Annotated in this window: 24 protein-coding genes; 20 read left to right on the top strand and 4 right to left on the bottom strand. The window is 67.4% G+C overall.

Annotation, left to right across the window (positions count from 1 at the left end):
• Positions 1-172: 172 nt before the first annotated feature.
• On the bottom strand, positions 173-1,504 hold the full coding sequence (locus LCI23_RS06815; protein ID WP_374041151.1) for a transglycosylase SLT domain-containing protein: 1,332 nt from the start codon (positions 1,502-1,504) through the stop codon (positions 173-175).
• 329 nt (positions 1,505-1,833) lie between these two features.
• On the opposite strand from LCI23_RS06815, the gene LCI23_RS06810 reads away from it, so the two are divergent.
• Positions 1,834-2,403 (top strand): DUF1415 domain-containing protein, encoded by a 570-nt coding sequence (locus LCI23_RS06810; protein WP_224945679.1) that lies wholly within the window; start codon positions 1,834-1,836, stop codon positions 2,401-2,403.
• The gene (locus LCI23_RS06805) at positions 2,384-2,620 is read left to right on the top strand and encodes a DUF1289 domain-containing protein (RefSeq protein ID WP_224945832.1); all 237 of its coding nucleotides are present in this window, start codon (positions 2,384-2,386) and stop codon (positions 2,618-2,620) included. Before LCI23_RS06810 ends, LCI23_RS06805 begins: the two co-directional genes overlap by 20 nt.
• A 16-nt stretch (positions 2,621-2,636) precedes the next feature.
• Here LCI23_RS06805 and LCI23_RS06800 read toward each other — a convergent pair whose 3' ends face one another.
• On the bottom strand, positions 2,637-3,143 hold the full coding sequence (locus tag LCI23_RS06800; protein ID WP_224945678.1) for a DUF1993 family protein: 507 nt from the start codon (positions 3,141-3,143) through the stop codon (positions 2,637-2,639).
• A gap of 183 nt (positions 3,144-3,326) precedes the next feature.
• Here LCI23_RS06800 and LCI23_RS06795 point away from each other — a divergent pair, with 183 nt between their 5' ends.
• Both LCI23_RS06795 and LCI23_RS06790 read left to right on the top strand, forming a co-directional pair.
• A complete protein-coding gene (locus LCI23_RS06795; protein WP_224945677.1) occupies positions 3,327-6,509 on the top strand; it encodes an EAL domain-containing protein in 3,183 nt (1,060 codons plus the stop codon).
• A complete protein-coding gene (locus LCI23_RS06790) occupies positions 6,466-8,799 on the top strand; it encodes a molybdopterin cofactor-binding domain-containing protein (RefSeq protein WP_224945676.1) in 2,334 nt (777 codons plus the stop codon). Before LCI23_RS06795 ends, LCI23_RS06790 begins: the two co-directional genes overlap by 44 nt.
• A 77-nt stretch (positions 8,800-8,876) precedes the next feature.
• On the opposite strand, the gene LCI23_RS06785 is transcribed toward LCI23_RS06790, so the two are convergent.
• Entirely contained in the window at positions 8,877-9,293 is a 417-nt protein-coding gene (locus LCI23_RS06785; RefSeq protein ID WP_224945675.1) for a thioredoxin family protein, read from the bottom strand.
• Positions 9,294-9,360: 67 nt separating this feature from the next.
• Between LCI23_RS06785 and tsaB the strand changes: the two genes are divergently transcribed.
• Genes tsaB through LCI23_RS06765 form a run of 4 tightly spaced genes read left to right on the top strand, consistent with a single transcriptional unit; the run spans position 9,361 to position 12,389 of the window.
• Positions 9,361-10,077: a tRNA (adenosine(37)-N6)-threonylcarbamoyltransferase complex dimerization subunit type 1 TsaB gene (gene tsaB, locus LCI23_RS06780; protein WP_224945674.1), complete on the top strand. Its 717-nt coding sequence runs from the start codon at positions 9,361-9,363 to the stop codon at positions 10,075-10,077.
• Positions 10,074-10,544 carry a ribosomal protein S18-alanine N-acetyltransferase gene (gene rimI, locus LCI23_RS06775; protein ID WP_224945673.1) on the top strand — a complete coding sequence of 157 codons (471 nt, stop codon included), beginning with the start codon at positions 10,074-10,076 and terminating at the stop codon, positions 10,542-10,544. The genes tsaB and rimI overlap by 4 nt, the downstream gene beginning before the upstream one ends.
• Positions 10,541-11,428, top strand: coding sequence for a uracil-DNA glycosylase (locus tag LCI23_RS06770; RefSeq protein ID WP_224945672.1), 888 nt, complete (start codon positions 10,541-10,543; stop codon positions 11,426-11,428). Before rimI ends, LCI23_RS06770 begins: the two co-directional genes overlap by 4 nt.
• Positions 11,412-12,389, top strand: a complete 978-nt coding sequence (locus LCI23_RS06765; protein WP_224945670.1) for a DUF1853 family protein — start codon at positions 11,412-11,414, stop codon at positions 12,387-12,389. The genes LCI23_RS06770 and LCI23_RS06765 overlap by 17 nt, the downstream gene beginning before the upstream one ends.
• Positions 12,390-12,609: 220 nt before the next feature.
• On the opposite strand, the gene lplT is transcribed toward LCI23_RS06765, so the two are convergent.
• A complete protein-coding gene (lplT, locus tag LCI23_RS06760) occupies positions 12,610-13,860 on the bottom strand; it encodes a lysophospholipid transporter LplT (protein ID WP_224945668.1) in 1,251 nt (416 codons plus the stop codon).
• Between the two features lie 148 nt (positions 13,861-14,008).
• Between lplT and alr the strand changes: the two genes are divergently transcribed.
• The 12 genes from alr (at position 14,009) to LCI23_RS06700 (ending at position 25,448) form a co-directional block, all read left to right on the top strand.
• Positions 14,009-15,115, top strand: coding sequence for an alanine racemase (gene alr, locus LCI23_RS06755; RefSeq protein ID WP_224945667.1), 1,107 nt, complete (start codon positions 14,009-14,011; stop codon positions 15,113-15,115).
• On the top strand, positions 15,108-16,484 hold the full coding sequence (gene radA, locus LCI23_RS06750) for a DNA repair protein RadA (RefSeq protein ID WP_224945665.1): 1,377 nt from the start codon (positions 15,108-15,110) through the stop codon (positions 16,482-16,484). The genes alr and radA overlap by 8 nt, the downstream gene beginning before the upstream one ends.
• Before the next feature lie 20 nt (positions 16,485-16,504).
• Entirely contained in the window at positions 16,505-16,861 is a 357-nt protein-coding gene (locus tag LCI23_RS06745; protein WP_307727711.1) for a PilZ domain-containing protein, read from the top strand.
• Between the two features lie 528 nt (positions 16,862-17,389).
• Positions 17,390-18,427, top strand: coding sequence for a phosphate ABC transporter substrate-binding protein PstS (gene pstS / locus LCI23_RS06740; protein WP_224945661.1), 1,038 nt, complete (start codon positions 17,390-17,392; stop codon positions 18,425-18,427).
• A gap of 161 nt (positions 18,428-18,588) precedes the next feature.
• The gene (gene pstC / locus LCI23_RS06735) at positions 18,589-19,521 is read left to right on the top strand and encodes a phosphate ABC transporter permease subunit PstC (RefSeq protein ID WP_224945831.1); all 933 of its coding nucleotides are present in this window, start codon (positions 18,589-18,591) and stop codon (positions 19,519-19,521) included.
• Positions 19,521-20,378, top strand: coding sequence for a phosphate ABC transporter permease PstA (gene pstA, locus LCI23_RS06730; protein WP_224945658.1), 858 nt, complete (start codon positions 19,521-19,523; stop codon positions 20,376-20,378). Before pstC ends, pstA begins: the two co-directional genes overlap by 1 nt.
• Positions 20,379-20,415: 37 nt before the next feature.
• The gene (gene pstB / locus LCI23_RS06725; RefSeq protein ID WP_224945656.1) at positions 20,416-21,198 is read left to right on the top strand and encodes a phosphate ABC transporter ATP-binding protein PstB; all 783 of its coding nucleotides are present in this window, start codon (positions 20,416-20,418) and stop codon (positions 21,196-21,198) included.
• Positions 21,199-21,232: 34 nt separating this feature from the next.
• Positions 21,233-21,934: a phosphate signaling complex protein PhoU gene (phoU, locus tag LCI23_RS06720; RefSeq protein WP_224945654.1), complete on the top strand. Its 702-nt coding sequence runs from the start codon at positions 21,233-21,235 to the stop codon at positions 21,932-21,934.
• Positions 21,935-21,936: 2 nt separating this feature from the next.
• Positions 21,937-22,623 carry a response regulator gene (locus LCI23_RS06715; protein ID WP_224945652.1) on the top strand — a complete coding sequence of 229 codons (687 nt, stop codon included), beginning with the start codon at positions 21,937-21,939 and terminating at the stop codon, positions 22,621-22,623.
• An 18-nt stretch (positions 22,624-22,641) separates the two neighbouring features.
• Entirely contained in the window at positions 22,642-23,958 is a 1,317-nt protein-coding gene (phoR, locus tag LCI23_RS06710; protein WP_224945650.1) for a phosphate regulon sensor histidine kinase PhoR, read from the top strand.
• A 152-nt stretch (positions 23,959-24,110) separates the two neighbouring features.
• Complete coding sequence (locus LCI23_RS06705) at positions 24,111-25,025, top strand: patatin-like phospholipase family protein (protein WP_224945647.1); 915 nt, start codon at positions 24,111-24,113, stop codon at positions 25,023-25,025.
• A 9-nt stretch (positions 25,026-25,034) separates the two neighbouring features.
• Positions 25,035-25,448, top strand: coding sequence for a heme-binding protein (locus LCI23_RS06700; RefSeq protein ID WP_224945645.1), 414 nt, complete (start codon positions 25,035-25,037; stop codon positions 25,446-25,448).
• The last annotated feature ends 206 nt before the right edge of the window (positions 25,449-25,654 follow it).

Here is a 25,654-nt window from a genome sequence, read left to right as displayed (position 1 = left end):
TGCTGCTGCTTGACTGCCAGCTGGCGACTTGCCGGGTACGCTCTGTTCGGACGCCCTATTGCAGCGCACAAACGATACTATACAGGAGATTGGAAAAGTCTGCACGGCCGCACGAATAGGCGGCCGCCAGGGTGAAGCGTCAGGGCCAATGCGGCCCTGACACGGTTGGCGCTCAGCGGTGCTTGCGCTTCGAGGAGGTATTGCGCGCGATGCGCTTCTTGTTCGGGCTGCCGGCCTTGGCCTTGTAGCGCGCGCCCTTGGCCGAGGCTTTCACGCGCGGGCTGCGTTCGGCTTCGAAGGCGACCACGGCGTTCTCGATGATGTTCTCGGCGATGTCGCCGGCATGCGAGGCCGACATCTTCGGCACCAGGATGGTCGAGCCGGCCTTGACGGTCGACTTGGCCGGGATGTTGTTGGCCTGGCGGATCACTTCCGGCGTGGTGCCGAACTTCGAGGCGAGCGCGCCGATGCTGACCCGGGCGCTGGTGATCTTGTGGGTGGTCCAGGACGACAGGTCGCGGCTCCACTGGGCCAGGTTCAGCTGGAACTTCTCGGCGTTCGCCTTCGGCAGCAGGATCTTGGTCTTCTCGCCGCCGGTGATGACCGGCTTCTTGAACTGCGGGTTGAGCGCCTTGAATTCGTCGAGCGACATCTCGGCCAGCTGGGCGGCGACGGCGAGGTCGATGTCGCTGGTCTTGTCGATCGCGGTGAAGTAGGGCTGGTTGTCGATCGCCGGCAGGGCCATGTTGAACTGGCCCGGGTTGGCGACGATGTTCTTCACCGCCTGCAGTTTCGGCACGTAGTTGCGGGTCTCGGCCGGCATCAGCTCGGCCAGGCTCTCGAAATCGGTGCCCTTGCCGAGCGCCTGGTTCTTCTTGATGGCGCGCTGGACATTGCCTTCGCCCCAGTTATATGCAGCCAGGGCCAGGTGCCAGTCGCCGAACATCGTATACAGGCGCTGCAGGTAGGTCAGGGCCGCGTCGGTCGAGGCCAGCACGCCGCGGCGCTCGTCCTTGAACATGTTCTGCTTCAGGTCGTAGTCCTTGCCGGTGCCCGGCACGAACTGCCACAGGCCGGCCGCATCGGCGCTCGACAATGCCTGCGGATTGAACGCCGATTCGATCACCGGCAGCAGGGCCAGCTCGGTCGGCATGCCGCGCTTTTCCAGTTCCTGCACGATATGGTAGAGGTAGGGCGAGGCGCGGCCCGAGATGCGCTTGAGGCTGTCGGGACGGCTGCTGTACCAGCCGGTATGGCGCTCGACCAGCTTGCTGTCGACGTCGGGAATCGCGTAGCCGCTACGGATACGGTTCCACAAGTCGGTTTCCTTGTAGTCGTCGATCTTCAGCAGGCCAGGTGCGAGTGGCGCCGTGGTGCGGGCGCCCGGGATGGTGGTTGCCGCGGCCGCGGGCGAGGGCGCATTGTCCATCGCGTGGGTCAGCGGAGTGGTGGCCAGGAGTCCCAGCGCGGCAGTCACTAAGGTCTTGCGGATCATGTCGTGCATCGCTTTCCAATGTTGCGTCCAGGAACGGACGTACTGGTCAAGGGGGCAGTGTACGTAGTCATGCTTGAGTCAGTCAAGAAATATGTCCGCCTCGTTACAAAATACTTGAGGGGCCATTTATCTGTAAATTGACATCATGAACACGGATGATGCAGGAAGATGCGTGTGCATTCGCTGCGCATTGCCGCTCGGCGGCCGGGCCGCGCAAGGCTTGCCATCACGGTCCGTGCCGGTCTAGCCTAGCTGGCCGCGCGGGGGGCATCTATGAGGCTGGACAAAGTATGCGTACAATCCTGCATCCACCTGCAAGCATGGAAGAAGTCCAGAACATGAGTACCGCAAACCCGCATGCCGACGACGACGCGGTCGTCGCCGCCACCCGCCGCTGGCTGGAAAAGGCCGTCATTGGCCTGAACCTGTGTCCCTTCGCGAAATCGGTCTACGTGAAAGAGCAGGTGCGCTACGTGGTCTCGCCCGCCACCACCCCCGAAGCCCTGCTCGAGCAACTGATGGACGAGCTGCAGCACCTGTCCGATACCCCGGCCGAGCAGGTCGACACGACCCTGCTGATCCATCCATTCGTGCTCGCCGACTTCGAGGACTACAACGAATTCCTGGACGTGGCCGACGCGGCGGTGGAAGACATGGGCCTGGATGGCGAACTGCAGGTGGCCAGCTTCCATCCGCTGTACCAGTTCGCGGACACCGACGTGAACGACATCGCGAACTACACCAACCGCGCGCCCTATCCGATCCTGCACCTGCTGCGCGAGGACAGCATCGACCGCGCGGTCGAGGCCTTCCCGGAAGCGGCCGAGATCTTCGAGAAGAATATCGACACCATGGAAAAGCTCGGCCATGAAGGCTGGGACCGGCTCGATGTCGGACCCGCGCGCTGAAGACGGGGGCGCGCCCCCGCAGCGCCCTGTCGGGGCGCTCCCGCAGCGCCCCGACACTCCGTGCGTGGCGGTATGCTCGACCACCTTCGACGAGATCTGCCGCGGCTGCGGGCGCAGCGTGGCCGAAGTGGCGCACTGGGTGTCGATGAGCGCCGAGGAAAAGGAGCGCGTCTGGGTGCGCATCCTGGCGCAGGGCTACCCGCGCCGCAATACCTAGGCCTTTGGGCGGGGCTTCACAGCCCCAGGAAGTCGCGCTTCCCCAGCGGCACCCCGTTGTGGCGCAGGATCGCGTAGGCGGTCGTCACGTGGAAGAAGAAATTCGGCAGCACGAAGCCGGTCAGGTAGTCGTCGCCGCGCGCGAAGTGGCGCGCCCGTTCGCCGGCGCCATGGGTGATGGGGCGTCCGGCGGCGGCATCGAAGTCCGCTGGCGCCAGCGTGGCGAGATAGCCGAGCGTCTTGGTGATGCGCTGCTGCAGTTCGGCGAAGCCCTGTTCATTGTCCTCGTAGTGCGGCGCCTCCTGTCCCGCCAGGCGTGCGCTGGCGCCTTTCGCGAAGTCGCTTGCCACCTGCACCTGGCGCAGCAGCGGGAACATGTCGGGATACAGGCGCGCCTGCAGCAGGGCGGCGGGCTCGATCCGGTGCTGCTGGGCGTGGGTTTCGGCTTTTTCCAGCACCGCGGCCAGCGCGCCCAGCATCTTCTGGAACACCGGCACCGAGGCGGCATACATCGACAGGCTCATGGCATCTCCTTTGAAAGATTCAATCATAGCAAGTCCTGTCGCGTTCCGCCGACAGCCGCGGGACGATTCGCGCGGCTCAGGCGCGCAATTTGATGACGCATAGCAATCTCACATGCATAATCAAGCAATTCCTTGCGATTTGTTAAATCCCTGCCCGGTGGCGGGGTACAGGCCGAAAACGCGATGTCCCTGCCACGCAATCCCCTCCATGCACTGCGCCGCCTGTATGGGCGTTCCATCTACGGCACCCTGCTGCTGGTCCTGATCGGCGGACTGGGCGTGCCGGCCGCGGTCGGCGGCTACTTCCTGATTGGCGTCGAAGAACGCAGCTCGACCGCCCGCAGCCTCGACGCTGCCTTGCAGCGCAACGCCGACCTGCTGGCGCTCGCCATCCAGGAACCCCTGTGGGACATGAACCCGGAGGCCGCGCGCGCCCTGGCCGATTCCTTCATGCGCGACCCGGCCGTGGTCCACGTCGGGGTGCGCGACCTGTCGCAGGCCGAGTTCATCAACCGCCGCATGCCACTGGAGCCGGGCGCGCGCGCCTACCGCGCCGAGCGTGACGTGGTGGTGCGCGGCCAGGCCATCGGCCGCGTCGCGATCGAGATGGACGACCATGAGTACCAGCAGGACCTGCGCAACAAGCAGCGCAACTATGCGCTGGTGCTGGCGCTGCAGCTGGCGGTGTCGGTGCTGCTGATCGCGGTGCTGCTCAAGCGCCGGCTGCTGTCTCCGCTGCGCACGCTGACCGGCTTTTCGGACCGCCTGGCACGCGGCGACTTCGACACCCCGCTGGCGCTCGATACCGGCGACGAACTGGGACGCCTGGGCAGCCAGATGGAGCGCATGCGGATGGCGATCGGCCAGCTGTTCGCCGATATCGCGCGCCGCGAGGAACAGTTCCGCACCATCGTCTCGCAGGTGCCGGGCGCCGTGTTCCGCGCCAGCCCGGGCGGGCGGATTGACTTCGTCAGCGACGCGATCGAGGAAATCTCCGGCTACCCGGCCGGACGCTTCATGCTGGCCACCACCGATGACTGGTCCGACATCATCCATCCCGAGGACCGCCGCATGCAGCGCCGCGTGGCGCGCGCGGCCCTGGAATCGGGCAGCGCCTACGAGGTCGAGTACCGGATCGTGGACGCGGCCGGGGTCGAGCGCTGGGTGCTGGAGACCGGGCAGCCGCAGGGCAGCTGGGGCAGCGAGAACTTCCGCATCGACGGCATCATCTACGACGTCAGCGATCGCAAGCACGACGAGATGCGCATCGAAGCCCTGCTCACCGAACAGGGTGCGATCCTGGACAACGTGATGTTCGGGGTCCTGTTCGTGCGCGAGCGCCGCATCGTCTCGGCCAACCCGCGCGCCGAAGCCCTGTTCGGCTATCCCGAGGGCGGCATGGTGGGGCGCTCCACCGGCACCCTGTTCCCGGGGCGCGCCGAATACGAGCGCATGTGGAGCGCGACCTATCCGCGTATCGCGGACGCACCGGATAGCGGCGAGGAGCTACAGTTTCGCCGCCACGACGGCAGCCTGTTCTGGATGCTGGTGAGCGGCTGCGCGCTCGATCCGGCCCGCCCCGACGAGGGCAGCATCTGGGTGTTCGCCGACATCACCGAGCGCAAGCTGGCCGAGGAAAAGCTGCGCCTGTCGGCCACGGTGCTCGAGCACATCGCCGACGGCGTGATGGTGCTCGACCCGTCCGGCCGCATCGTCGCCACCAACCCCGCGTATACCCAGATCACCGGCTACACCGAGCGTGAAGCGCTCGGCCAGCCCGTCGGCCTGACGCGCGCCGCGCGCCACGACGAGGATTTCCAGCGCGAGGTATGGCGGGCCCTGGCCGACATTGGCTTCTGGCGCGGCGAATTGTGGGAAACGCGCAAGAATGGCGAGGTCTATCTCGAGTGGCTGACCGTGTCCGCGGTGCGCGACGACCAGGGCCTGCTCACGCATTACGTGTGCGTGTTCAGCGACATCACCCGGGTCAAGGAATCGCAGGACAAGCTCGACCACCTGGCCCACCACGACCCGCTCACCGCGCTGCCCAACCGCCTGCTGTTCCACGACCGCCTGCAGCATGCGCTGGTGCGCGCCGCGCGCGAGGGCGAGGAGCTGGCGGTGCTGTTCATCGACCTCGACCGCTTCAAGAACGTCAACGATACGCTCGGCCACCACGTGGGCGACGAGCTGCTCAAGCAGGTGGCCGCGGCGCTGGCGCGCTGCCTGCGCGAAGGCGACACCCTGGCGCGCCTGGGCGGCGACGAGTTCATCGTGCTGCTGGAAGCGGTGCAGGGCACGTCCGGAGCGGCCAACGTGGCCGGGAAACTGATCGCCCTGTTCGAGCAGCCGTTCACGGTATCGGGCCACGAGCTGTTCGTCACCGGCAGCGTCGGCATCAGCCTGTTCCCGCGCGACGCCGCCGACCTGAATATGTTGATACGCAATGCCGACGTGGCGATGTACCAGGCCAAGGCGCGCGGGCGCAACGGCTATCAGTTCTACGCGCCAACGATGAGCGGCGAGGGCGTCGAGCGCCTGCGCCTGGAAGCGCTGCTGCGGCGCGCCATCGAGCGCGGGGAAATCTTCCTGCACTACCAGCCGCAGGTCGACATCGGCAGTGGCCAGCTGGTCGGGGTCGAAGCGCTGGTGCGCTGGGACAACCCGGAGCTGGGCCTGGTGCCGCCGGTGCGCTTCATTCCGGTCGCCGAAGACACCGGCTTCATCAGCCAGCTGGGCGACTGGGTGCTGGCCGAGGCCTGCCGCCAGATGGTGGAATGGGAGCAGGCCGGGCTGCGCGTGCCGAAGATGGCGGTCAACCTGTCGGTGCGCCAGTTCGAGCGCGGCAGCGTCGCGCCCACCGTGGCCCGGGTGCTGCGCGACACCGGGCTGGCGCCGGAGCGCCTGCAGCTGGAAGTGACCGAATCGGTGATCATGCATACCGGCGACGCGCTCGACTACATCAACGACCTGCGCGCCGTGGGCGTCGGCCTGGCGATCGACGACTTCGGCACCGGCTACTCCTCGCTGGCCTACCTGAGCCAGCTGCCGGTGCAGACCCTGAAGATCGACCGCAGCTTCATCCAGGACATCTCGACCGACGCCAACGACGCGGCGATCGCGGTGGCCATCATCCAGCTCGGCAAGAGCCTGAACCTGGCGGTGGTGGCGGAAGGCGTCGAGACGGCCGCCCAGGCCGCTTTCCTGCTGCGCCACGGCTGCCGCCATGCCCAGGGCTACCTCTACAGCCGGCCGGCCGCGCCAGGCGATATACTGCTGCGCTGGAGCGTGCCGCCGGGGCGCGCGGGGGAACGGGACGACGATGAATCGAATGAGGCTGGTGCAGCCGCCGCAAGCGAAGCCTGAACAAGGTACGCTACCCGGCAAGGGGGCGTCCGCGCGCGGCCGCCGCCGCTTTTTGCTGGGCGGACTGGCGGCCGGTGGCGCGTTGCTGGTGGGCTGGGGCGTGCAGCCGCCGCGCCAGCGATTGCACGCGGCGCGTCCGCTGGCCCTGGGCGGCGGCACGGTGGGCCTGAACGGCTGGATCGCGATCGCGCCCGACGGCGCGGTGTCGGTGGTGGTGCCGCGCAGCGAGATGGGGCAGGGCGTGCACACGGCGCTGCCGATGCTGGTGGCCGAGGAAATGGACCTGCCGATGAGTGTCGTGCGCATCGCCCAGGCGCCGGTCGACCCGATCTTCGCCAACCTGGCGCTGCTGCGCGAGAACCTCCCTTTCCACCCGGACGACGCCGGCCGCACGCGCCAGGGCGCGCAGTGGCTGATGGCCAAGCTGGGCCGCGAACTGGGCATCATGTTCACCGGCGGCTCGACCAGCATGAAGGATGCCTGGATGCCGATGCGCGAGGCCGGCGCAGTGGCGCGCGCCATGCTGCTCAAGGCGGCTGCCGAGGCCTGGCGGACGCCGGTGGCGCGCCTGCGCACCGAGGATGGCTTCGTGCTGCATCCCGACGGCCGGCGCCTGGGCTATGGGGCGCTGGCCGCGGCGGCCGCGCGCACCGGCGCCGGCATCGATGCGGGCGACGTGCGCCTGAAGGAGCCCGGCGCCTTCCGCCTGATCGGCAAGCCGGTGGCGCGCCTGGACAGCCTGGCCAAGGCGAACGGCGCGGCGCGTTTCGGCATCGACGCGCGCCCGCCCGGCATGGTGTACGCGGCACTGAAGATGGCGCCGGTGATCGGCGCGACCCTGGAGGGCTTCGAGGCCGCCGCCGTCGCCGCGATGCCGGGCGTGCTGGGTGTGGTGCCGGTGCCGGGCGTGCCGGGCAAGCGTCACGGCGCCGGCGCCGCCGTGGCCGTGCTGGCGACCAGCTGGTGGCAGGCGCGCCAGGCGGCGCAGGCCCTGCCGGTGCGCTGGAACGACGGCGCGGCGGCCACCCTGTCCAGCGCGGCCGTGTTCGCGCAGCTCGCGCGCGCCCTCGACGAGGAGTCCGGCTACGTGTACCACGAGGCCGGCACCCAGGACGTGGAAGGTGCCGCGCTCACCGTCAGCGCCGAATACCGCGCGCCCTTCCTGGCCCATGCCGCGCTGGAACCGATCAACTGCACGGCCCAGGTGGCGGACGGCAAGGTGCGCCTGTGGCTGTCGACCCAGGTGCCGAGCATGGCCGTGGACGTGGCCGCGCGCGTGGCCGGGGTCGACCGCGCGGCGGTCTCGATCGAGGTGATGCTGCTGGGCGGCGGCTTCGGCCGGCGGCTGGAGACCGACATGGTGGCGCAGGCGGTCACGGTGGCCCTCGCGGCCGGCGGACGGCCGGTACAGCTCATCTGGTCGCGCGAGGACGACACCACCCACGACGTGTACCGCCCGGCGGCGCTGGCGCGCTTTCGCGCCCGGCTCGACGCCCGCGGCGACATCCTGGCCTGGGACAGCAAGTCGGCCGGCGGCGCCATCGGCCACCAGTATTTCCCGCGCAACCTGGGCCTGCCGGGAATCGGGCCGGACAAGACCACCGCCGAGGGCGCGTACGACATGCCGTATGCGATCGCCAACCAGCGCATCGCCCACGTGACCGTGGACAGCCCGGTGCCGATCGGTTACTGGCGTTCGGTGGGGCATTCGCACAATGCCTTCTTCAAGGAAGGCTTCCTGGAAGAGGTGGCGCACGCCGCCCGGCGCGACAGCGTGGCGCTGCGGCGCGCGCTGCTGCGCGGGCAGCCGCGCGCGCTGGCCGTACTGGATGCGGCCGTGGCCCGGGCCGGCCAGCCGGCCGCGGGCCGGGCGCACGGCGTGGCGCTGCACCGCTCCTTCGGCAGTACGGTGGCCCAGGTGGCCGAGGTCTCGGTGCAAGACAAGCGGATCCTTGTACACCGCGTGGTGTGCGCGATCGATTGCGGACTGGCGGTGAACCCGAACATCGTGGCCCAGCAGGTCGAGTCCGGGGTGCTGTTCGGCCTGTCGGCCGCGCTGCATGGCGACATCACCATCCAGGACGGCCGCGTGCAGCAGTCGAACTTCGGCGACTATCCGGTGCTGCGCATGCACGAGGCGCCGCAGGTGGACACCATCGTGATGCCGAGCGGCGCGCATCCGGAAGGCGTGGGCGAGCCGGCGGTGCCGCCGGTGGCGCCGGCGGTGGCCGCGGCCGTGTTCAGGCTGACCGGACAGCGGCTGCGCAGCCTGCCGCTGCGCTTGACGTAGGGTGGGCGGCTACGCCGCCCACGCGGTGATGACAAGCCGCCAGTTCAACCGGTAGCACAGCAGGGCCGACGTGTAGCTCACCCCAACAGCACGCGCAAATTGCAGTCGCGCTGCCACGCGCGCCGCTCGTCGCTGGACATGGCCAGGCACGCCAGCTCCTCCGGGCTGGCCGCGGCCTGGGCCTGCAGCAGGCGCTCGGCCACGGCGCCGTCGGGCAGCACCGTGCCGAAGAAGGCGACGGTGTCGCCGCGCTGCACCAGCAGGGTGGGGAAGTTCTCGACATCGAGGTCGCCCACGACGTCGGCCTGGTCTTCGATGTCGATCCACACGAAGCGCATGTCCGGCTGGCGCCGCGCCAGCTCCTCGAAGGTGGCGCGGTAGGACGCGCAGGTGCCGCACCAGGCGGCGCACAGGCAGGCGACCGTCAGCGCATCATCCTCGATGGCGGCGGCGAGCTGCGCGCGGTTGTCGGAATCCAGGGTCAGGCTTTGCATGTGCCGGATTGTACAGGCTGTCGCGGTGCCGTGGCCAGCGGCCCTGCCGAGCGGGTAAAATACCGGCATGCCCACCATTCTCGCCATCGAAACCTCGTCCGAGCTCGCTTCCTGCGCGCTGCTGGCCGGGGGCCACGTTTACGTCCGTTCCAGCGCCGGCGTGCGCACCCACTCGCAATCGGTCCTGCCCATGGTGCAGGAACTGCTGGGCGAAGCCGGCATCGCGCTGGCCGCCTGCGATGCCATCGCCTTCGGCGCCGGTCCTGGCTCCTTCACCGGCGTGCGCACCGCCTGCGGCGTGGCCCAGGGCCTGGCCTACGGCGCCGGCCTGCCGGTGCTGCCGCTGGTGACGCTGGCGGCGATGGCCGAAAGCTGCCGCGCCCGCACCGGCGCGCACGAAGTGCTGGCGGTGCTGGACGCGCGCATGGGCGAAGTCTACTGGGCCCAGTACCGCTACGATACGGCGCGTGGCGCCTGGGACGAAGTCGCCGCCCCCGCGCTGTGCGCGCCGCAGGACCTGCGGCCGCTCCCGGCCGCGCAGCTGGCGGCCTGCGGCAACGGCTTCGCCGCCTATCCGGACGCCTTCGCCGGCCAGGCTTTCGCCGCCGGCGCGCTGGACGATATCCTGCCGCATGCGCGCGAGCTGGCGCTGCTGGGCGCGGCGGCGCTGGCGGCCGGGCTGGCGCTGCCGGCGGCCCAGGCCCAGCCGCTTTACCTGCGCAACAAGGTCGCGTATACCAGCGCCGAACGGCAGGCCATCAATGCCGCGAAGGCCGGCACATGAGCCTGGCCCCTGAAGCCGCCGCGCTGCGCTTCGCCCCGATGCGGCCGGCCGACCTGGACGAGGTGCACGCGCTCGAATGCAGCGTCTTCCCCCATCCGTGGAGCCGCGGTAACTTCCAGGACTCGCTGGCCAGCGGCTATGACGCCTGGACCGCGCGCGACAACGCGGGCGCGCTGGCTGGCTATTACGTCGTGATGTATGCGGTGGACGAAGCGCACCTGCTGGACGTGGCGGTGGCCGCGGCGCGCCAGGGCCGGGGACTGGGCCGCCAGCTGCTGGACCGGATCGGCGCGCGCGCGAAGGAGCAGGGCATGGCCTCGATCCTGCTCGAGGTGCGCCCGTCCAACGCGCGCGCGCTGGACGTCTACCGCCGCTACGGCTACCGCGAGATCGGCCGCCGCAAGGGCTATTACCCGGCCCACGGCGGCCAGCGCGAGGATGCGATCGTGATGAGGATGGACCTGTGAACGGCGCCGCGAAACGGATCGGTGCGCGCGAGGCGGCCTTCCTGGCCGAGATGGGCATCGGGCCGCTGTGGAGCCTGCGCGCGGCGCCGGCGCCGGAAGCAATGCCGCCCGACACCGGGGCGGTCGACGCCGATACCGAAGCCGTGGTTGCCGCGCCGGCGGCACCGGCCCAGGCCCGCCCGCTGGCGCCACCGCCGATGCCGCGCCAGGTGGCCGAACCGGCGGCGCGCCAGGCGTGGGCGCCGCCCGCCGCCGACACCGCGCCGCCGGCCGCACCCGTGCGCATCGACGTCTCCCGCATGGACTGGACCGAACTGCGCCAGGCGATCGCCGCCTGCCGCCATTGCAGCGCCTGCAGCGAAGGGCGCCAGCCGGTGCCGGGCGCCGGCGCGACGACGGCGCGCTGGCTGGTCGCCGCCGGCACCGCCAGCGCCGCCGACGAGCAGGCCGGACAGCCGCTCACCGGCGAGCCGGGCAAGCTTCTCGACAACATGCTGCAGGCGGTGGGCATGTCGCGCGCGGCCGATGTCTACGTCACCACCCTGGTCAAGTGCCGGCCCGCGAATGCGCGCGGCGGCGAGCGCGCGCCCAGCGCCGAGGAAGTGGCGGCCTGCCGTCCCTTCCTGGACCGCGAGCGCGAACTGGCCGGTGCCGCGCTGGTCCTGACCCTGGGCCAGGTGGCCGCCAACGGCCTGCGCGGCCAGGCCTTGTCCGAGCCGCTGGCCGTCAGCCGCGGCGCCGCGTACCGCCTGGGCGAGGTGCCGATGGTGGCGACCCTGCACCCGGCCGAGCTGTTGCGGCGCGGCGCCGACAAGGCGCTGGCCTGGGCCGACCTGTGCCTGGCACGGCGCACCGGCGCTTCCGGCGATGGACGCGCCGGCTGAAACTTACCAGCAGGGCTTCCACCGCCGCTGGGGCCACTTGCGGCGGGCCCGGGTGCGGGCGCTGGCCTGGCTGCTCGACGCGCCCGGCCTGCTCGACGAGCAGGACCCGCTGTGGGCCGGCCGCATCGCCAGCCTGCCCCCGGTCGATGCCGCGACGGCGCAGTGGCTGGCGCGGCTCGACCACGATCCGGCCGCGCTCGATGCGGCGTTCGGCGAGCGCAAGCCGACCCGCCTCGGCCTGTATGCCGAGAAGCTGATGGCTTTCTATTTCGCCGCGCAGGGCAGGCTGGTGGCGCACAGCCTGCAGGTGCGCGCCAGTCCCAACGACACGGTCGGCGAATTCGACTTCCTGCTGGAGTACGGCCCGGATGCGGTCGAACACATCGAGTTCGCCACCAAGTTCTACCTGCTCGACGACGATGCCGCCGGCGGCCAGGAACGCGAGGGCGGGCTGGACATGCTGGTCGGCCCCAACCTGGCCGACAGCCTGGGCCGCAAGATGCGCAAGGTGTTCGCGCAGCAGCTCGACCTGGGCCGTCATCCGGCCGCACAGGCCCTGCTGCCGCGTCCGGTGGCGCAGGCGCGCGCGCTGGTCAAGGGCTGGCTGTTCTATCCGGCCGGCAGCTGGCCGCGCATGCGCGGCATCGCCGCCGGCCATTGCCGCGGCTTCTGGTGCGCGCTGGACGAGATCGACACCCTGGCCGGAGAGGCATTCCTGCCGCTGCCGCGCCTGCAATGGCTGGCGCCGTTCCGCGCCGCCTCGGCTACATGGATGCTGGACCGCGCCCAGCTCCACGCCGAGCTGTCGGCCCAGTTCGAGACCGCGTCCGCGCCGGTGCTGGTGGCGGTGGTGCGCCATGTGCCGGCACTGGGCCTGGTGGAAGAGGTGGAGCGTGGGTTCATCGTACCGAACGACTGGCGCGGACGCGCCGCCGCGCGCCGGAACGGCCGCGCCGATTGATATCTACGAGGCGAATTTGAGCGGGCTGTGATACGCCGCGCGTATCAGTAATGCCGTTCAGTAAAGGGGGCGTAGGGTGGCGTCTACGCCGCCCACGCGGTGATAGTTAGCCGATGGAAAGCCGTACGCGATGATTTCGCAGCCGGTTGACCGCGTGGGCGGGAGGTCCGCCCACCCTACAAATACTCCCAGCACTTAACTGAACGTCATTACACGCGTATCAGTGCTTTTCCTCGCCAATCAGCGCCAGCGAATCGTGCTCGCGCTGGTTGGCCGCATGGCGCCGTCCGATGAAGTACATGATGCCCGCCACCGACAGCCCGAACAGGACGACGATGATGTCCAGGTCGAGGTTCAGCGTGATCATGATCGCGTACACCGCCAGCATGGTCAGGATCGACAGGTTCTCGTTGAAGTTCTGCACCGCGATCGAGTGCCCGGCGCTCATCAATACGTGGCCGCGGTGCTGCAGCAGTGCGTTCATCGGCACCACGAAGAAGCCTGACAGGAAGCCGATCAGGGCCAGCAGCGGGTAGGCCAGGCTGACCGAGGTGACGAACACCATGCTGCACACCACCAGGCCCATGATGATCCCGAGCGGGATCACCGTCAGCGACTTGCGCAGCGGGATCATGCGCGCCGCCATCGCCGCGCCCAGGGCCACCCCGATCGCCACCACGCCGATCAGGTTGGTCGCCTTGTCCAGCGGCATATGCAGCGAGCGCTCGGCCCACTTCAGAACGATGAACTGCAGGGTCGCGCCGGCGCCCCAGAACAGGGTGGTGACGGCCAGCGAGATCTGGCCCAGCTTGTCGCGCCACAGGGTGGCCGAGCAGTTGGCGAAATCGGCGATCAGCTTGGCCGGGTTGCGCTCCTGGTGCTCGTAGCGCGCGCCGGTATCGGGAATGCGCAGGTTGAACAGGGCGGCCAGGACGTAGACCCCGACCACCACCGCCATCGCCGCCTCGGCGCCGCTGTCGATGCCGGGCAGGCCCAGACCGAGCAGGAAACTGGCGCCGCGTTCGCCCACCAGGGCGCCGCCGGCCACGGTGCCGAGGATGATCGACATCACGGTCAGGCCCTCGATCCAGCCATTGGCGGGCACGAGTTTCTCGGGTGGCAGCAATTCGGTGAGGATGCCGTACTTGGCGGGCGAATACACGGCCGCGCCGAAGCCGACCACGGCATAGGCAAGCAGCGGATGCACGCTCAGGAACATCAGTGCGCAGCCGCCAATCTTGATCAGGTTGGCAATGAACATCACGCGGCCCTTGGGCAGCGAGTCGGCGAAGGCGCCCACGAAGGCGGCCAGCAGCACGTAGAACAGGACGAATGACAGCTTCAGCAGCGGAGTGAGCGAAGCCGGGGCGTTCATCGACGTCAGCAGACTGATCGCAACAAACAGGAGCGCATTGTCTGCCAGCGACGAGAAGAACTGCGCCGCCATGATGGTATAAAAGCCACGGTTCATTCGAAAAGAGTAAAAGCTGGTTCGAGTTGCTTTATACCATGAATGATCCCTGCGCCAAAAGAAAACGCGTCTTGTCAGCAGCAGGGTTTTGCCCGCTCCGGTAAAATAACGGGCTGTCCCCACGATGCCGCGCCGCCGGTTCCTGAGCATGCCCCGCCCGCTGACCGCAACCATCCATCTCGACTCGATGCAGCATAATCTGCAGCGCGCGCGCGCCTGTGCGCCGCTGGCCCGGATCTGGGCCGTGGTCAAGGCGAACGCCTATGGCCACGGACTGGAGCGCGGCATGCGCGGCTTCGCCGGGGCCGACGGCCTGGCCCTGGTCGAGACCGAGAACGCGCTGCGCCTGCGCGAGCTCGGCTGGAGCAAGCCGATCCTGCTGCTGGAAGGCTTCTTCGACGCCTCCGACCTGCCGCTGCTGGCCGAGCATGACATCGGCACGGCGGTGCACAGCATCGAGCAGGTCAGGATGCTGGAATATACCCAGCTGTACCGACCGATCGACGTGCACCTGAAGATGAACACCGGCATGAACCGGCTCGGCTTCCGCCCGGACGAATACGCGGCCGCCTACCAGCGCCTGCGCGCCATTCCCGGCGTGCGCAACATCACCCACATGACCCACTTCGCGAATGCCGACGAACTGGAACACCCGCGCCTGACCATCGCCGAACAGGTGCGCCGCTTCCAGTTCGGCGCGGGCGGGCTGCCGGGCGAGCGCAGCCTGTCGAATTCCGGCGGCGTGCTGCACGCGGCCGAGCTGGGAGCGCTCTTGAGCAATGACTGGGTCCGGCCTGGCATCATGCTCTACGGCGGCACCCCGGGCGGACGCTCGGCGCTCGATTATGGCCTGCTGCCGACCATGACCCTGCGTTCGGAGGTCATCGGCATCCAGCGTATCGGGGCGGGCGACACGGTGGGCTACGGCAGCCGCTTCGAGGCGGACGCGCCGATGACGGTGGGGGTGGTGGCCTGCGGCTACGCCGACGGCTATCCGCGCCATGCGCCGCACGGCACCCCGGTGCTGGTGGACGGCGTGCGCACCACCCTGGTGGGTCGGGTCTCGATGGACATGATGACGGTCGACCTGACCCCGGTGCCGAATGCCCGGGTGGGCAGCAAGGCGCTGCTGTGGGGTGATGGCCTGCCGATCGACGAGGTGGCCCAGGCCGCCGGCACGATCGGCTATGAACTGATGTGCGCACTCGCGCCGCGGGTGCGGGTGCAGGAAGGAAGGATGGGCAGCGATGGCTAAGGCACGCACCTCTTACGTCTGCAGCGAGTGCGGCGCCGTCGCCAGCCGCTGGTCCGGCCAGTGTCCGGACTGCAAGGCCTGGAACACGATGGTGGAAACCGTGCAGGACGCGCCGGGCGTGAACCGCATGTCGCAGACCGCGCACAAGGCGCTGGCGCAGACCGCGCCGGTGCTGTCCCTGCGGGACATCGAGGCGCTCGACGTGCCGCGCTTCGGCACCGGCATCGAGGAATTCGACCGCGTGCTGGGCGGCGGCCTGGTGGCGGGCGGTGTGGTACTGATCGGCGGCGACCCCGGCATCGGCAAGTCGACCCTGCTGCTGCAGGCGCTGGCCAACCTGGCCGCCACCCGCAACACCTTGTATGTGAGCGGCGAGGAATCCGGCGCCCAGATCGCGCTGCGCGCGCGCCGCCTGTCGGTCGATTCGGCCGAGCTGAAACTGCAGGCCGAGATCCAGCTCGAGAAGATCCTCGGCACCCTGGCGGATCTCAAGCCCGAAGTGGCGGTGATCGACTCGATCCAGACCCTGTACTCGGATGCGCTGACCTCGGCCCCCGGTTCGGTGGCCCAGGTGCGCGAATGCGCGGCCCAGCTGACGCGGGTGGCCAAGCAGACCGGCGTGACCATCATCCTGGTGGGACACGTGACGAAGGAGGGCGCACTGGCCGGCCCGCGCGTGCTCGAGCACATCGTCGACACCGTGCTGTATTTCGAGGGTGATACCCAGTCGAGCTTCCGCCTCGTGCGGGCGATCAAGAACCGCTTCGGCGCCGTCAACGAGCTGGGCGTGTTCGCCATGACGGAGAAGGGCCTGAAAGGCGTGTCGAATCCTTCCGCCCTGTTCCTGTCGCAGCACGACAGCCAGGTGCCGGGATCCTGCGTGATGGTGACCCAGGAGGGCACGCGCCCGCTGCTGGTCGAGATCCAGGCCCTGGTCGACGCCAGCCACCTGCCGAACGCGCGCCGGCTCTCCGTTGGCCTGGAACAGAATCGCCTGGCCATGCTGCTGGCGGTGCTGCACCGCCACGCCGGCATCGCCGCGTTCGACCAGGACGTGTTCATCAATGCGGTAGGTGGCGTCAAGATCACCGAGCCGGCGGCCGACCTGGCGGTGCTGCTGGCGATTAACTCGTCGATGCGCAACAAGCCGCTGCCACGCGGCCTGGTGGTGTTCGGCGAGGTCGGCCTGGCCGGCGAGATCCGTCCCGCGCCGCGCGGCCAGGAGCGCCTGCGCGAGGCGGCCAAGCTGGGCTTTTCGATCGCGGTCATTCCGAAGGCCAACGTGCCCAAGCAGAAGATCGAAGGCATGACCATCGTCGCCGTCGAGCGCATCGACGAAGCGTTTACCAAGCTGCGCGAGTTGGACTGAGCCGGGCACGCGCTCGTATAATGCCGCCTGGCTCATCAATCACTATGTCGCTTCACGTGTTTACAGAACAGAGAACATCCGAACGCAAGGTGCTGCGCACGCGCGCCCGTGTCGTCATGGAAGGCGCGGCGCCGGTCAGTGGCAGGACCAGCGACCTTGGCGCCAATGGCGTCAGCATCAACCTGCCCGAGCCCCTGGTGGTCGGGCAGGCCGGCCAGGTCAGCTTCGACCTTCTGATCGAAGGCAAGCTGGTGCCGGTCAGCGCACGCGCCAAGGCCTTGTACTGCATCTTCAGCAGCGGCGAATTCAAGGTCGGGTTCCAGTTCCTGAACCTGGAACTGGCGGCGATGACGGCGGTGGCGCGCTTCCTGCGCTGAGTGTGCGCCGGAGGCCCGGTCAACACCGGGCGGCGCAATGCAAAACGGCGAGCGCCCAGTGGGCCTCGCCGTTTTGTCGCTTTATGACATGGTCCGAAGGGTCGGACCGGCACTATTCGTGATAGTGATCGTACAAGCCATCTCTGCTACCCCGCACCTCCTGCCAGATCTCGAAAGCCACGAGTCCTGCCAGGCCGCTGAGTATGCCAAACACCATGACACTGAACATAAATCCGAACGCTTTTCAGCGTCCCCTCTCAATGAATGATACGTTTTCAGCTTAGCAGAAGACGTCGCATTTACAAGGCCGGCGGACCGGTCGGCGCATGAATATTTTTACATCGCCGGAGCCGCTTGAATGCCGGACAGGGCAGGGCGCCGAATCGCGTGCCGGGCTTGCCCAAACTGCGTCAATATACGCCCGCCCAGCCGAATTATTACACCTGTCATGAACTTGTCATAATCGGCCAGTAGACTTCGCAGCGTCAATGAACGGGCAGCCCCCGAGTCTCTCTGAAAGGATCCATCATGCGCATGAAGCACCTGTTTGTCTCCATCGCCATCGCCGCTTCCAGCCTCGCCGCCAGCGTCCAGGCCGCCAACATCACCGGCGCCGGCGCCACCTTCCCGTACCCGGTCTATGCGAAATGGGCCGAGCTGTACCAGAAGGCCTCGGGCACCGGCCTGAATTACCAGTCGGTCGGTTCGGGCGCGGGCATCAAGCAGATCAAGGCCAAGACCGTGGACTTCGGCGCGTCCGACATGCCGCTGCCGGCCGCCGAGCTGAACGCCGCAGGCCTGTTCCAGTTCCCGGCCATCATGGGCGGCGTGGTGCCGGTCGTAAACCTGCCGGGCGCCGCCCCGGGCCAGCTGAAGCTGACCGGCGCCGTGCTGGCCGACATCTACCTGGGCAAGATCACCAAGTGGAACGCGCCGCAGATCGCCGCGCTGAACCCGGGCGTCAAGCTGCCGGCCGACGACATCACCGTGGTGCGCCGCGCCGACAGCTCCGGCACCTCTTTCCTGTTCACCGACTACCTGGCGCAGAGCAGCGCCGAGTGGAAGCAGAAGATCGGCTCGGGCACCGCGGTGAAGTGGGCCGTGGGTGTGGGCGGCAAGGGCAACGAGGGCGTGGCCGCCAACGTGCAGCGCATCAAGGGCTCGATCGGCTATGTCGAGTGGGCCTACGCCAAGAAGAACCGCATGCAGCACACCCAGCTGCAGAACAAGGACGGCGTCTTCCTGCAGCCGGACGACGAAGCCTTCAAGGCCGCCGCCGCCGGCGCCAACTGGACCGGCACCCCGGGTTTCGCCGTGGTGCTGACCAACCAGCCGGGCAAGGCCAGCTGGCCGATCACCGGCGTGTCCTACATCCTGGTGCACAAGAGCCAGCCTGACGGCGCCCGTGCCAAGGAAGTGCTGAAGTTCTTCGACTGGGCCTACAAGAACGGCGATGCCGCCGCGGTGGAACTGGACTATGTGCCGATGCCGGACAGCGTCGCCAAGCTGGTGCAGGACGCCTGGCGCGCCAACCTGAAGGACGCTGCGGGCAAGGCGGTCTGGTAATCACCCTTACAAGCGCATGGAAGGGCCGGCAATCCGGCCCTTCCGTTTGCCAGAAAGATTGACAAAAAACCATGAGCGTACAACCATCCGTCGCGCTGCAGGACCTGGCTGATCCGGCCGCGGTCGACGCTTCCCACCAGTCCGAGGCCCTGCGCAAGGCCATGCGCAGGCAGCGCCTGCAGGACTTCTTCTTCCACAAGGTCACGCTGCTGTTCGCGGCCTCGGTGCTGCTGGTGCTGGCCGGGATCATCATCTCGCTCATCATCGGCGCGGCGCCGGCCTTCAAGGAATTCGGCGCCGGTTTCATTACCCGCGTCGAATGGGATCCGGTGGGCGACCAGTTCGGCGCCATGATCGCGATCTGGGGCACGCTCGCCACCTCGATCATCGCGTTGGCGGTGGCCTTCCCGATCAGCTTCGGCATCGCTCTGTTCCTGACCGAGATCTGCCCGGTATGGCTGCGCCGTCCCCTGGGCACCGCGGTCGAACTGCTGGCCGGCGTGCCTTCGATCATCTACGGCATGTGGGGCTTCTTCGTGTTCGCGCCGCTGTTCGCCGACCACGTCCAGCCGCTGCTGAAGAACAGCATCGGCCAGGTGCCGGTGATCGGCCAGCTGTTCCAGGGCCCTATCATGGGCATCGGCATCCTGACCGCCGGCCTGATCCTGGCCATCATGATCATCCCCTTCATCGCCTCGGTGATGCGCGACGTGTTCGAGATCGTTCCCACCGTGCTCAAGGAATCGGCGTACGGCCTTGGCTGCACCAAGTGGGAAGTGGTGCGGAAGGTAGTGCTTCCGTACACCCGCACCGGCGTGGTCGGCGGCGTGATGCTGGGCCTGGGCCGCGCCCTTGGCGAGACCATGGCGGTGACCTTCCTGATCGGTAACGCGCATGACCTGTCCTGGTCACTATTCTCGGCGGGTAATTCGATTTCCTCGACCCTAGCCAACGAATTCAATGAAGCGGCCACGCCGCTGCACCAGTCCTCGCTGTTCGCGCTGGGCCTGATCCTGTTCGCCATCACCTTCATCGTGCTGTCGGCAGCGAAGCTGATGTTGCTCGGTATGTCCCGCAAGGAAGGTACGAAATAATGAACGCCACCGCAAAAAACCCGGTCTACCGCAAGCGCCTGCTGGCGCATCGCGTCGGCATCTTCCTGTCCGTGCTTGCCATGGGCATTGGCCTGGCTTTCCTGGCCTGGATCCTGGTAACGCTGCTGATCAACGGCTTCAGCGCGCTGTCGCCCACCCTGTTTACGCTCGATACCCCGGCGCCCGGCAGCCCCGGCGGCCTGCGCAACGCCATCGTCGGCAGCCTGATGATGGTCGGCCTGTCGACCGTGGTCAGCACCCCGATCGGCATCCTGGCCGGCATCTACCTGGCCGAATACGGCGAGAACAACAAGCTCGCCCAGGTGACGCGTTTTGTTACCGACATCATGCTGTCGGCGCCTTCAATCGTGATTGGCGTGTTCGTCTACGCCCTGTACGTGGCGAAAGTCGGCGACTTCGCAGGCTATGCCGGGTCCATCGCGCTGTCCCTGATCGCGGTGCCGGTGGTGGTGCGCACCACCGACAACATGCTGCGCCTGGTGCCGACCAGTCTGCTGGAAGCGGCTTATGCGCTGGGGGCGCCGCACTGGAAGGTAGCGATGACTGTGCGCCTGCGCGCCGTCAAGGCCGGCGTGATCACCGGCGTGCTGCTGGCGGTGGCGCGCGTCGCCGGCGAAACCGCGCCGCTGCTGTTCACCGCCCTGAATAACCAGTTCTTCAGCACCGACATGAGCCAGCCGATGGCCAACCTGCCGGTCGTGATCTACAACTATGCGATGAGCCCCTATGACGACTGGCGTTCGCTGGCCTGGGGTGGGGCGCTGCTGGTGACCTTTACCGTGCTGATGCTGAACATCCTGTCGCGGACCCTGTTCAGCCAAAAAACTCCGCGTTGAACCATTTCATTTTAGAGAAAAAGTGATGATCCAAGCCATGCCAAACCAGGTCCCGAGCGCGGCCAAAGCCAAGACGATCGAGATCTCCGGCCTCAACTTCTTCTACGGTAAGACGCAGAGCCTGAAGAACGTCTCGCTCGATATCCACGACAAGCAGGTAACGGCCTTCATCGGCCCCTCGGGCTGCGGCAAGTCGACCCTGCTGCGCACCTTGAACCGCATGTACGATTTGTATCCCGGCCAGCGCGCCGAGGGTTCGATCATATACCGCGGCCGTAACATCCTGGAGCCGGGCGTCGACGTCAACATGCTGCGCGCAAAAGTGGGCATGGTGTTCCAGAAGCCGACCCCGTTCCCGATGTCGATCTACGACAACATCGCCTTCGGCGTGCGCCTGTACGAGAACCTCTCGAAAGGCGAGATGGACGAGCGCGTCGAATGGGCGCTCAAGAAGGCGGCCCTGTGGGAAGAGGCCAAGGACAAGCTGAGCAAGAGCGGCCTGTCGCTGTCCGGCGGCCAGCAGCAGCGCCTGTGCATCGCGCGCGGCGTCGCGGTGAAACCCGACGTGCTGCTGCTGGACGAACCAACCTCGGCGCTGGACCCGATCTCGACCGCCAAGATCGAAGAGCTGATCAGCGAACTGAAGCAGGACTACACGATCACCATCGTGACCCACAACATGCAACAGGCCGCGCGCTGTTCCGACTATACCGCCTACATGTATCTTGGCGAGCTGGTCGAATTCGGCGAGACCAACCAGATCTTCATGAATCCGGCGCGCAAGGAAACCCAGGATTACATCACCGGTCGTTTCGGCTGATCGTTTAAATACCAAATCTATTTCGGAGAACTTTATGACGGGCGAGCATTCATCCAAGCAGTATGACCAGGAGCTGGAAGCGATTCGTTCCAAGGTCCTGCTGATGGGCGGCATGGTGGAAACCGCGTTCGACGAGGCGATGGAATGCTTCCGCGCGGGCGACGCCGCGCGCGCCGACCGCGTGATCGCCGACGACCAGGCCGTCAACCAGCTCGAAGTACAGCTCGACGACGCCTGCAGCCACTTGATCGTGCGCCGCCAGCCGACCGCGAACGACCTGCGCACCGTGATGGCGTCCATCAAGGTGATCACCGACCTCGAACGCATCGGCGACGAAGCCTCGAAGATCGCGCGCACCGCCAAGAACCTCCACGAGCGAAACGGCGCGCCCTTCGCCCACTACGACATGGTGCGCACCATCGCCAAGGCGACCGCGGACCTGCTGCACAACGCGCTGGACGCGTTTGCCCGGCTGGACGGCAAGCAGGCGCTGGAACTGATCGCGGCCGACGAAGTGGTCGACCACGAATTCCGCACCATCCTGCGCAACCTGATCACCTTCATGATGGAAGACCCGCGCACGATCTCGTCGGCGCTGGACACGCTGTGGGTGGCCAAGGCCATCGAGCGCATCGGCGACCACGCCAAGAACATCGCCGAATACGTGATCTATGTGGTGGAAGGCCGCGACATCCGCCACAGCAAGCCGGCGGCAACCGAGCAGGCGGGCGTCTAGGCATGGCGGACAACACGAGCGTGCTGGTGGTCGAGGACGAACCTGCAATCGTCGAGCTGGTGAAGTATTCGCTGCGCGAAGCCGGGTGGGACATCCGTACCGCCGACACCGTGGGCGGCGCCTGGGACAGCATTACGCGCGGCAAGCCCGACCTGGTGCTGCTGGACTGGATGCTGCCCGACCAGAGCGGCCTGCGCCTGCTGTCGCGCCTGCGCGGCGACCGTGACTTCCAGGAAATCCCGGTCATCATGTTGACCGCCAAGAGCATGGAAGAAGACAAGATCGCCGGCCTGAACACGGGCGCTGACGACTACGTCACCAAGCCGTTCTCGCCGCGCGAGCTATTGGCGCGTTCCCGTGCGCTGCTGCGCCGCAAGAGCCCGCACCTGGCCGAGGCGCCGCTGCGCGCCGGCAGCGTAGTGCTCGACCCGAACAGCTGCACCGTGACGGTCGACAACGCGCAGATCGACATCGGCAATGCCGAATACAAGCTGCTCAAGTTCCTGCTGGCGCACCGCGAGCGCGTGTTCTCGCGCGCCCAGCTTCTCGACAAGGTGTGGGGCGACCACGCCGTAATCGAGGAGCGCACCGTGGACGTGCACGTACTGCGGCTGCGCAAGGCGCTCAAGACGGCCGATGGCCTGATCCGCACGGTGCGCAGCGTCGGCTACATGCTGTCCGAGAAGTAAAGGGCGGCGATGCGTTCGATGAACCCGAAGCTGCTGTTCTGGGTGCCGGCGATCCTGCGCCTTGGCCTCGTGTTCGCCGCCGCCGGCATCGTCTGGTGGATGTCTGGTGTCGTCGAGGCCCTGGCCTTCGCGCTGGCGGCGACCGTGATCGCACTGTTCGTCCAGCTGCGCTACCTGCACGCGCTGGGCGAATGGCTGAACGACCCGCGCTCTGACCGGCTGCCGGACGGCTGGGGCGCCTGGACCGAGGTGTTCGCGCGCCTGTACCGGCTGCGGCGCGAAGACGAGCGCCACCAGGCCGAGATGGCCGAATGGCTGGCGCGCTTTCGCCAGGCCATGCAGCTGCTGCCGGAAGGCGTGGCGATCATGGACGACGTGCTGTTCCTGGAGTGGTGCAACGAGGCGGCCGAGCGCCACCTTGGCCTGAGCCTGGCGCGCGACAAGAGCCTGCGCGTGACCAACCTGGTGCGCCACCCCGAGTTCATCGACTACGTGGTGCTGGGCCGCTACGAGCAACCGCTGACGCTGTCCTTCCGCGGCCGCAAGCTCGAATGCCGCATCATCCCCTTCGAGAACCGGCGCCAGATCCTGGTCACCCACGACGCCACCGAGTCCGAGCGACTGGACGCGATGCGGCGCGACTTCATCGCCAACGCCTCGCACGAACTGCGTACGCCGCTGACGGTGATCGTCGGCTTCCTCGAGATCGCGCTGTCCGATCCCGGGATGGACCTGGCCACCCGGACGGCGCACCTGCGCCTGATGACGGAACAGGGGCAGCGCATGCAGCGCCTGATCGGCGACATGCTGACCCTGTCGCGCCTGGAGTCGGACGAATTCCCGCTCAAGCGCGAGCGGGTCGACATGCGCGCGCTGGTGGAATCGGTTGCGGAAGAAACCCGGGCCCTGTCGGGCGGGCGGCATGCGGTCGAGGTCGAATGCGAGGGACCCGACGTGATGGGCAGCCAGGAAGAGCTGCGCAGCGCCTTCGCCAACCTGGCCTCGAATGCGGTGCGCTATTCACCGGATGGCGGCACGATCCGCTTGTCCTGGAAGCGCGGGCCGGACGATTTGCGCTTCGCGGTGACCGACAGCGGCATCGGCATCGAGCCGATCCACATCGCGCGCCTGACCGAGCGCTTCTACCGCGTCGACAAGAGCCGCTCGCGCGAGACCCAGGGGACGGGGCTGGGGCTGGCGATCGTCAAGCACGTGCTGCTGCGCCATGGCGGACGTCTTCTGATCAGTTCGGTGCCGGGGCAGGGAAGCAGCTTCACGGCGGTGCTGCCGAACACCTCACTGGGGTCGGAGTCGAATTCGTCGGAAAACACCTGAAATCTCAGGGCAACCGGCCCCGAGCCGGGGTTTGCCGGATGAGGTCTGCGTCGAATTGTCCGGCCCCTCCGTTGAATGTCCGGATCATTCGATGCGTCCCCTTCATTCTTCGGTCGCGGTACAATCGTGCTTCGTTCTCTCAAGCACCTCTTATGTTCTCTCGCCGTAGCTCCCTGATCGCCTGCGCCGCGCTGTTCCTGACCGCTTGCGGCAGTACCCCATCCCAGCCTCCCGCGACGCCTGCCGCCCAGCAGGTCACGCCACCGCCACCGCGCAAGCTGAAAATCGGCCTGGCCCTCGGCGGCGGTGCCGCCCGCGGTTTTGCCCACATCGGCGTCATCAAGGCACTGGAGGCCCAGGGCATCGTGCCCGAGATCGTCGTCGGCACCAGCGCCGGCTCGGTCGTCGGTGCGCTGTATGCGTCGGGCATGGACGGCTTCACCCTGCAGAAGACCGCGATGGGCATGGACGAGTCCACCATCTCGGACTGGGCCCTGCCGCTGTTCGGCAAGTCGACCGGGGTCTTGAAAGGGGAGGCGCTGCAGAACTACGTTAACAAGGCCGTGGGCGGCGTGCCGATGGAACGCCTGAAGCTTCGCTTCGGCGCCGTGGCCACCGACCTCAAGACCGGCAGCCCGATTCTGTTCAACAAGGGCAACACCGGCATGGCCGTGCGCGCCTCGTCGAGCGTGCCGAGCGTGTTCCAGCCGGTCAAGATCGGCGCGAATACCTATGTCGATGGTGGACTGGTGGCACCGGTGCCGGTGAAGTTCACCAAGGAAATGGGCGCCGAGTTCATTATTGCGGTAAATATTTCCAGCGCCACCGAAGGGGCGGCCACGGCCAGTTCGCTGGACGTTCTGATGCAGACCTTCAGCATCATGGGCCAGCGCCTGAACCACTTCGAACTGAAGGAAGCCGACGTCGTCATCACGCCCAAGCTTGGCAACATGGGCAGTGCCGAGTTCACCAGCCGCAATCAGGCCATCCTCGCCGGAGAACAGGCGGCGGCTGCGGTGATGCCGCAAATCAAGGCCAAGCTCAAGGCCAAACAACAAGGACAATAAGGGGACCCCATGCAAACGAAGCCTTACCTGATGCTGGAAGACGTCAAGAAGATCGCCGCCGCCGCCGAAGCCGAGGCACTGCGCAACAACTGGGCGGTGTCGTTCGCCATCGTGGACGACGGGGGCCACCTGCTGTGCTTGCAGCGCCTGGACGGCGCCGCGCCGAGCTCGGCCTACATCGCACCGGCCAAGGCACGCACCGCCGCGCTCGGCCGTCGCGAATCAAAGCTTTACGAGGACGTGATCAACAACGGCCGCACCTCGTTTCTGTCGGCTCCGGAACTCGAGGGCATGCTGGAAGGCGGTGTGCCGGTGATCGTGGACGGACACGTGATCGGTGCGGTCGGCGTGTCGGGCGTGAAATCGAACGAGGACGCACAGGTCGCCAAGGCGGGCATCGCGGCCCTGGGGATCGGCGGCTGAGTCACGCACACGCACGGGAGAACAGGGCGCTGCGGCGCCTTTTCTTTTATTTCGCCCAGGCAGCAAAGCCGCGAGCGCGCGCCGCTTTTGCGCGTTTTTGAGCACAATCAGGGCCACTTTTATAGAATTGCTGCATTGCCGAATAAGGCCTTCCCGCGCTATAATTCGGAAGTTTAACCATTCACACATTTGCCGTAGCGCCTACC

Origin of the sequence: Massilia sp. MS-15 (assembly GCF_020176695.1) — a bacterium.
In the GTDB taxonomy this organism is placed as follows: Bacteria; Pseudomonadota; Gammaproteobacteria; order Burkholderiales; family Burkholderiaceae_D; genus Telluria; species Telluria hydrophila.
This window is presented reverse-complemented; position numbering and strand designations above follow the sequence as displayed.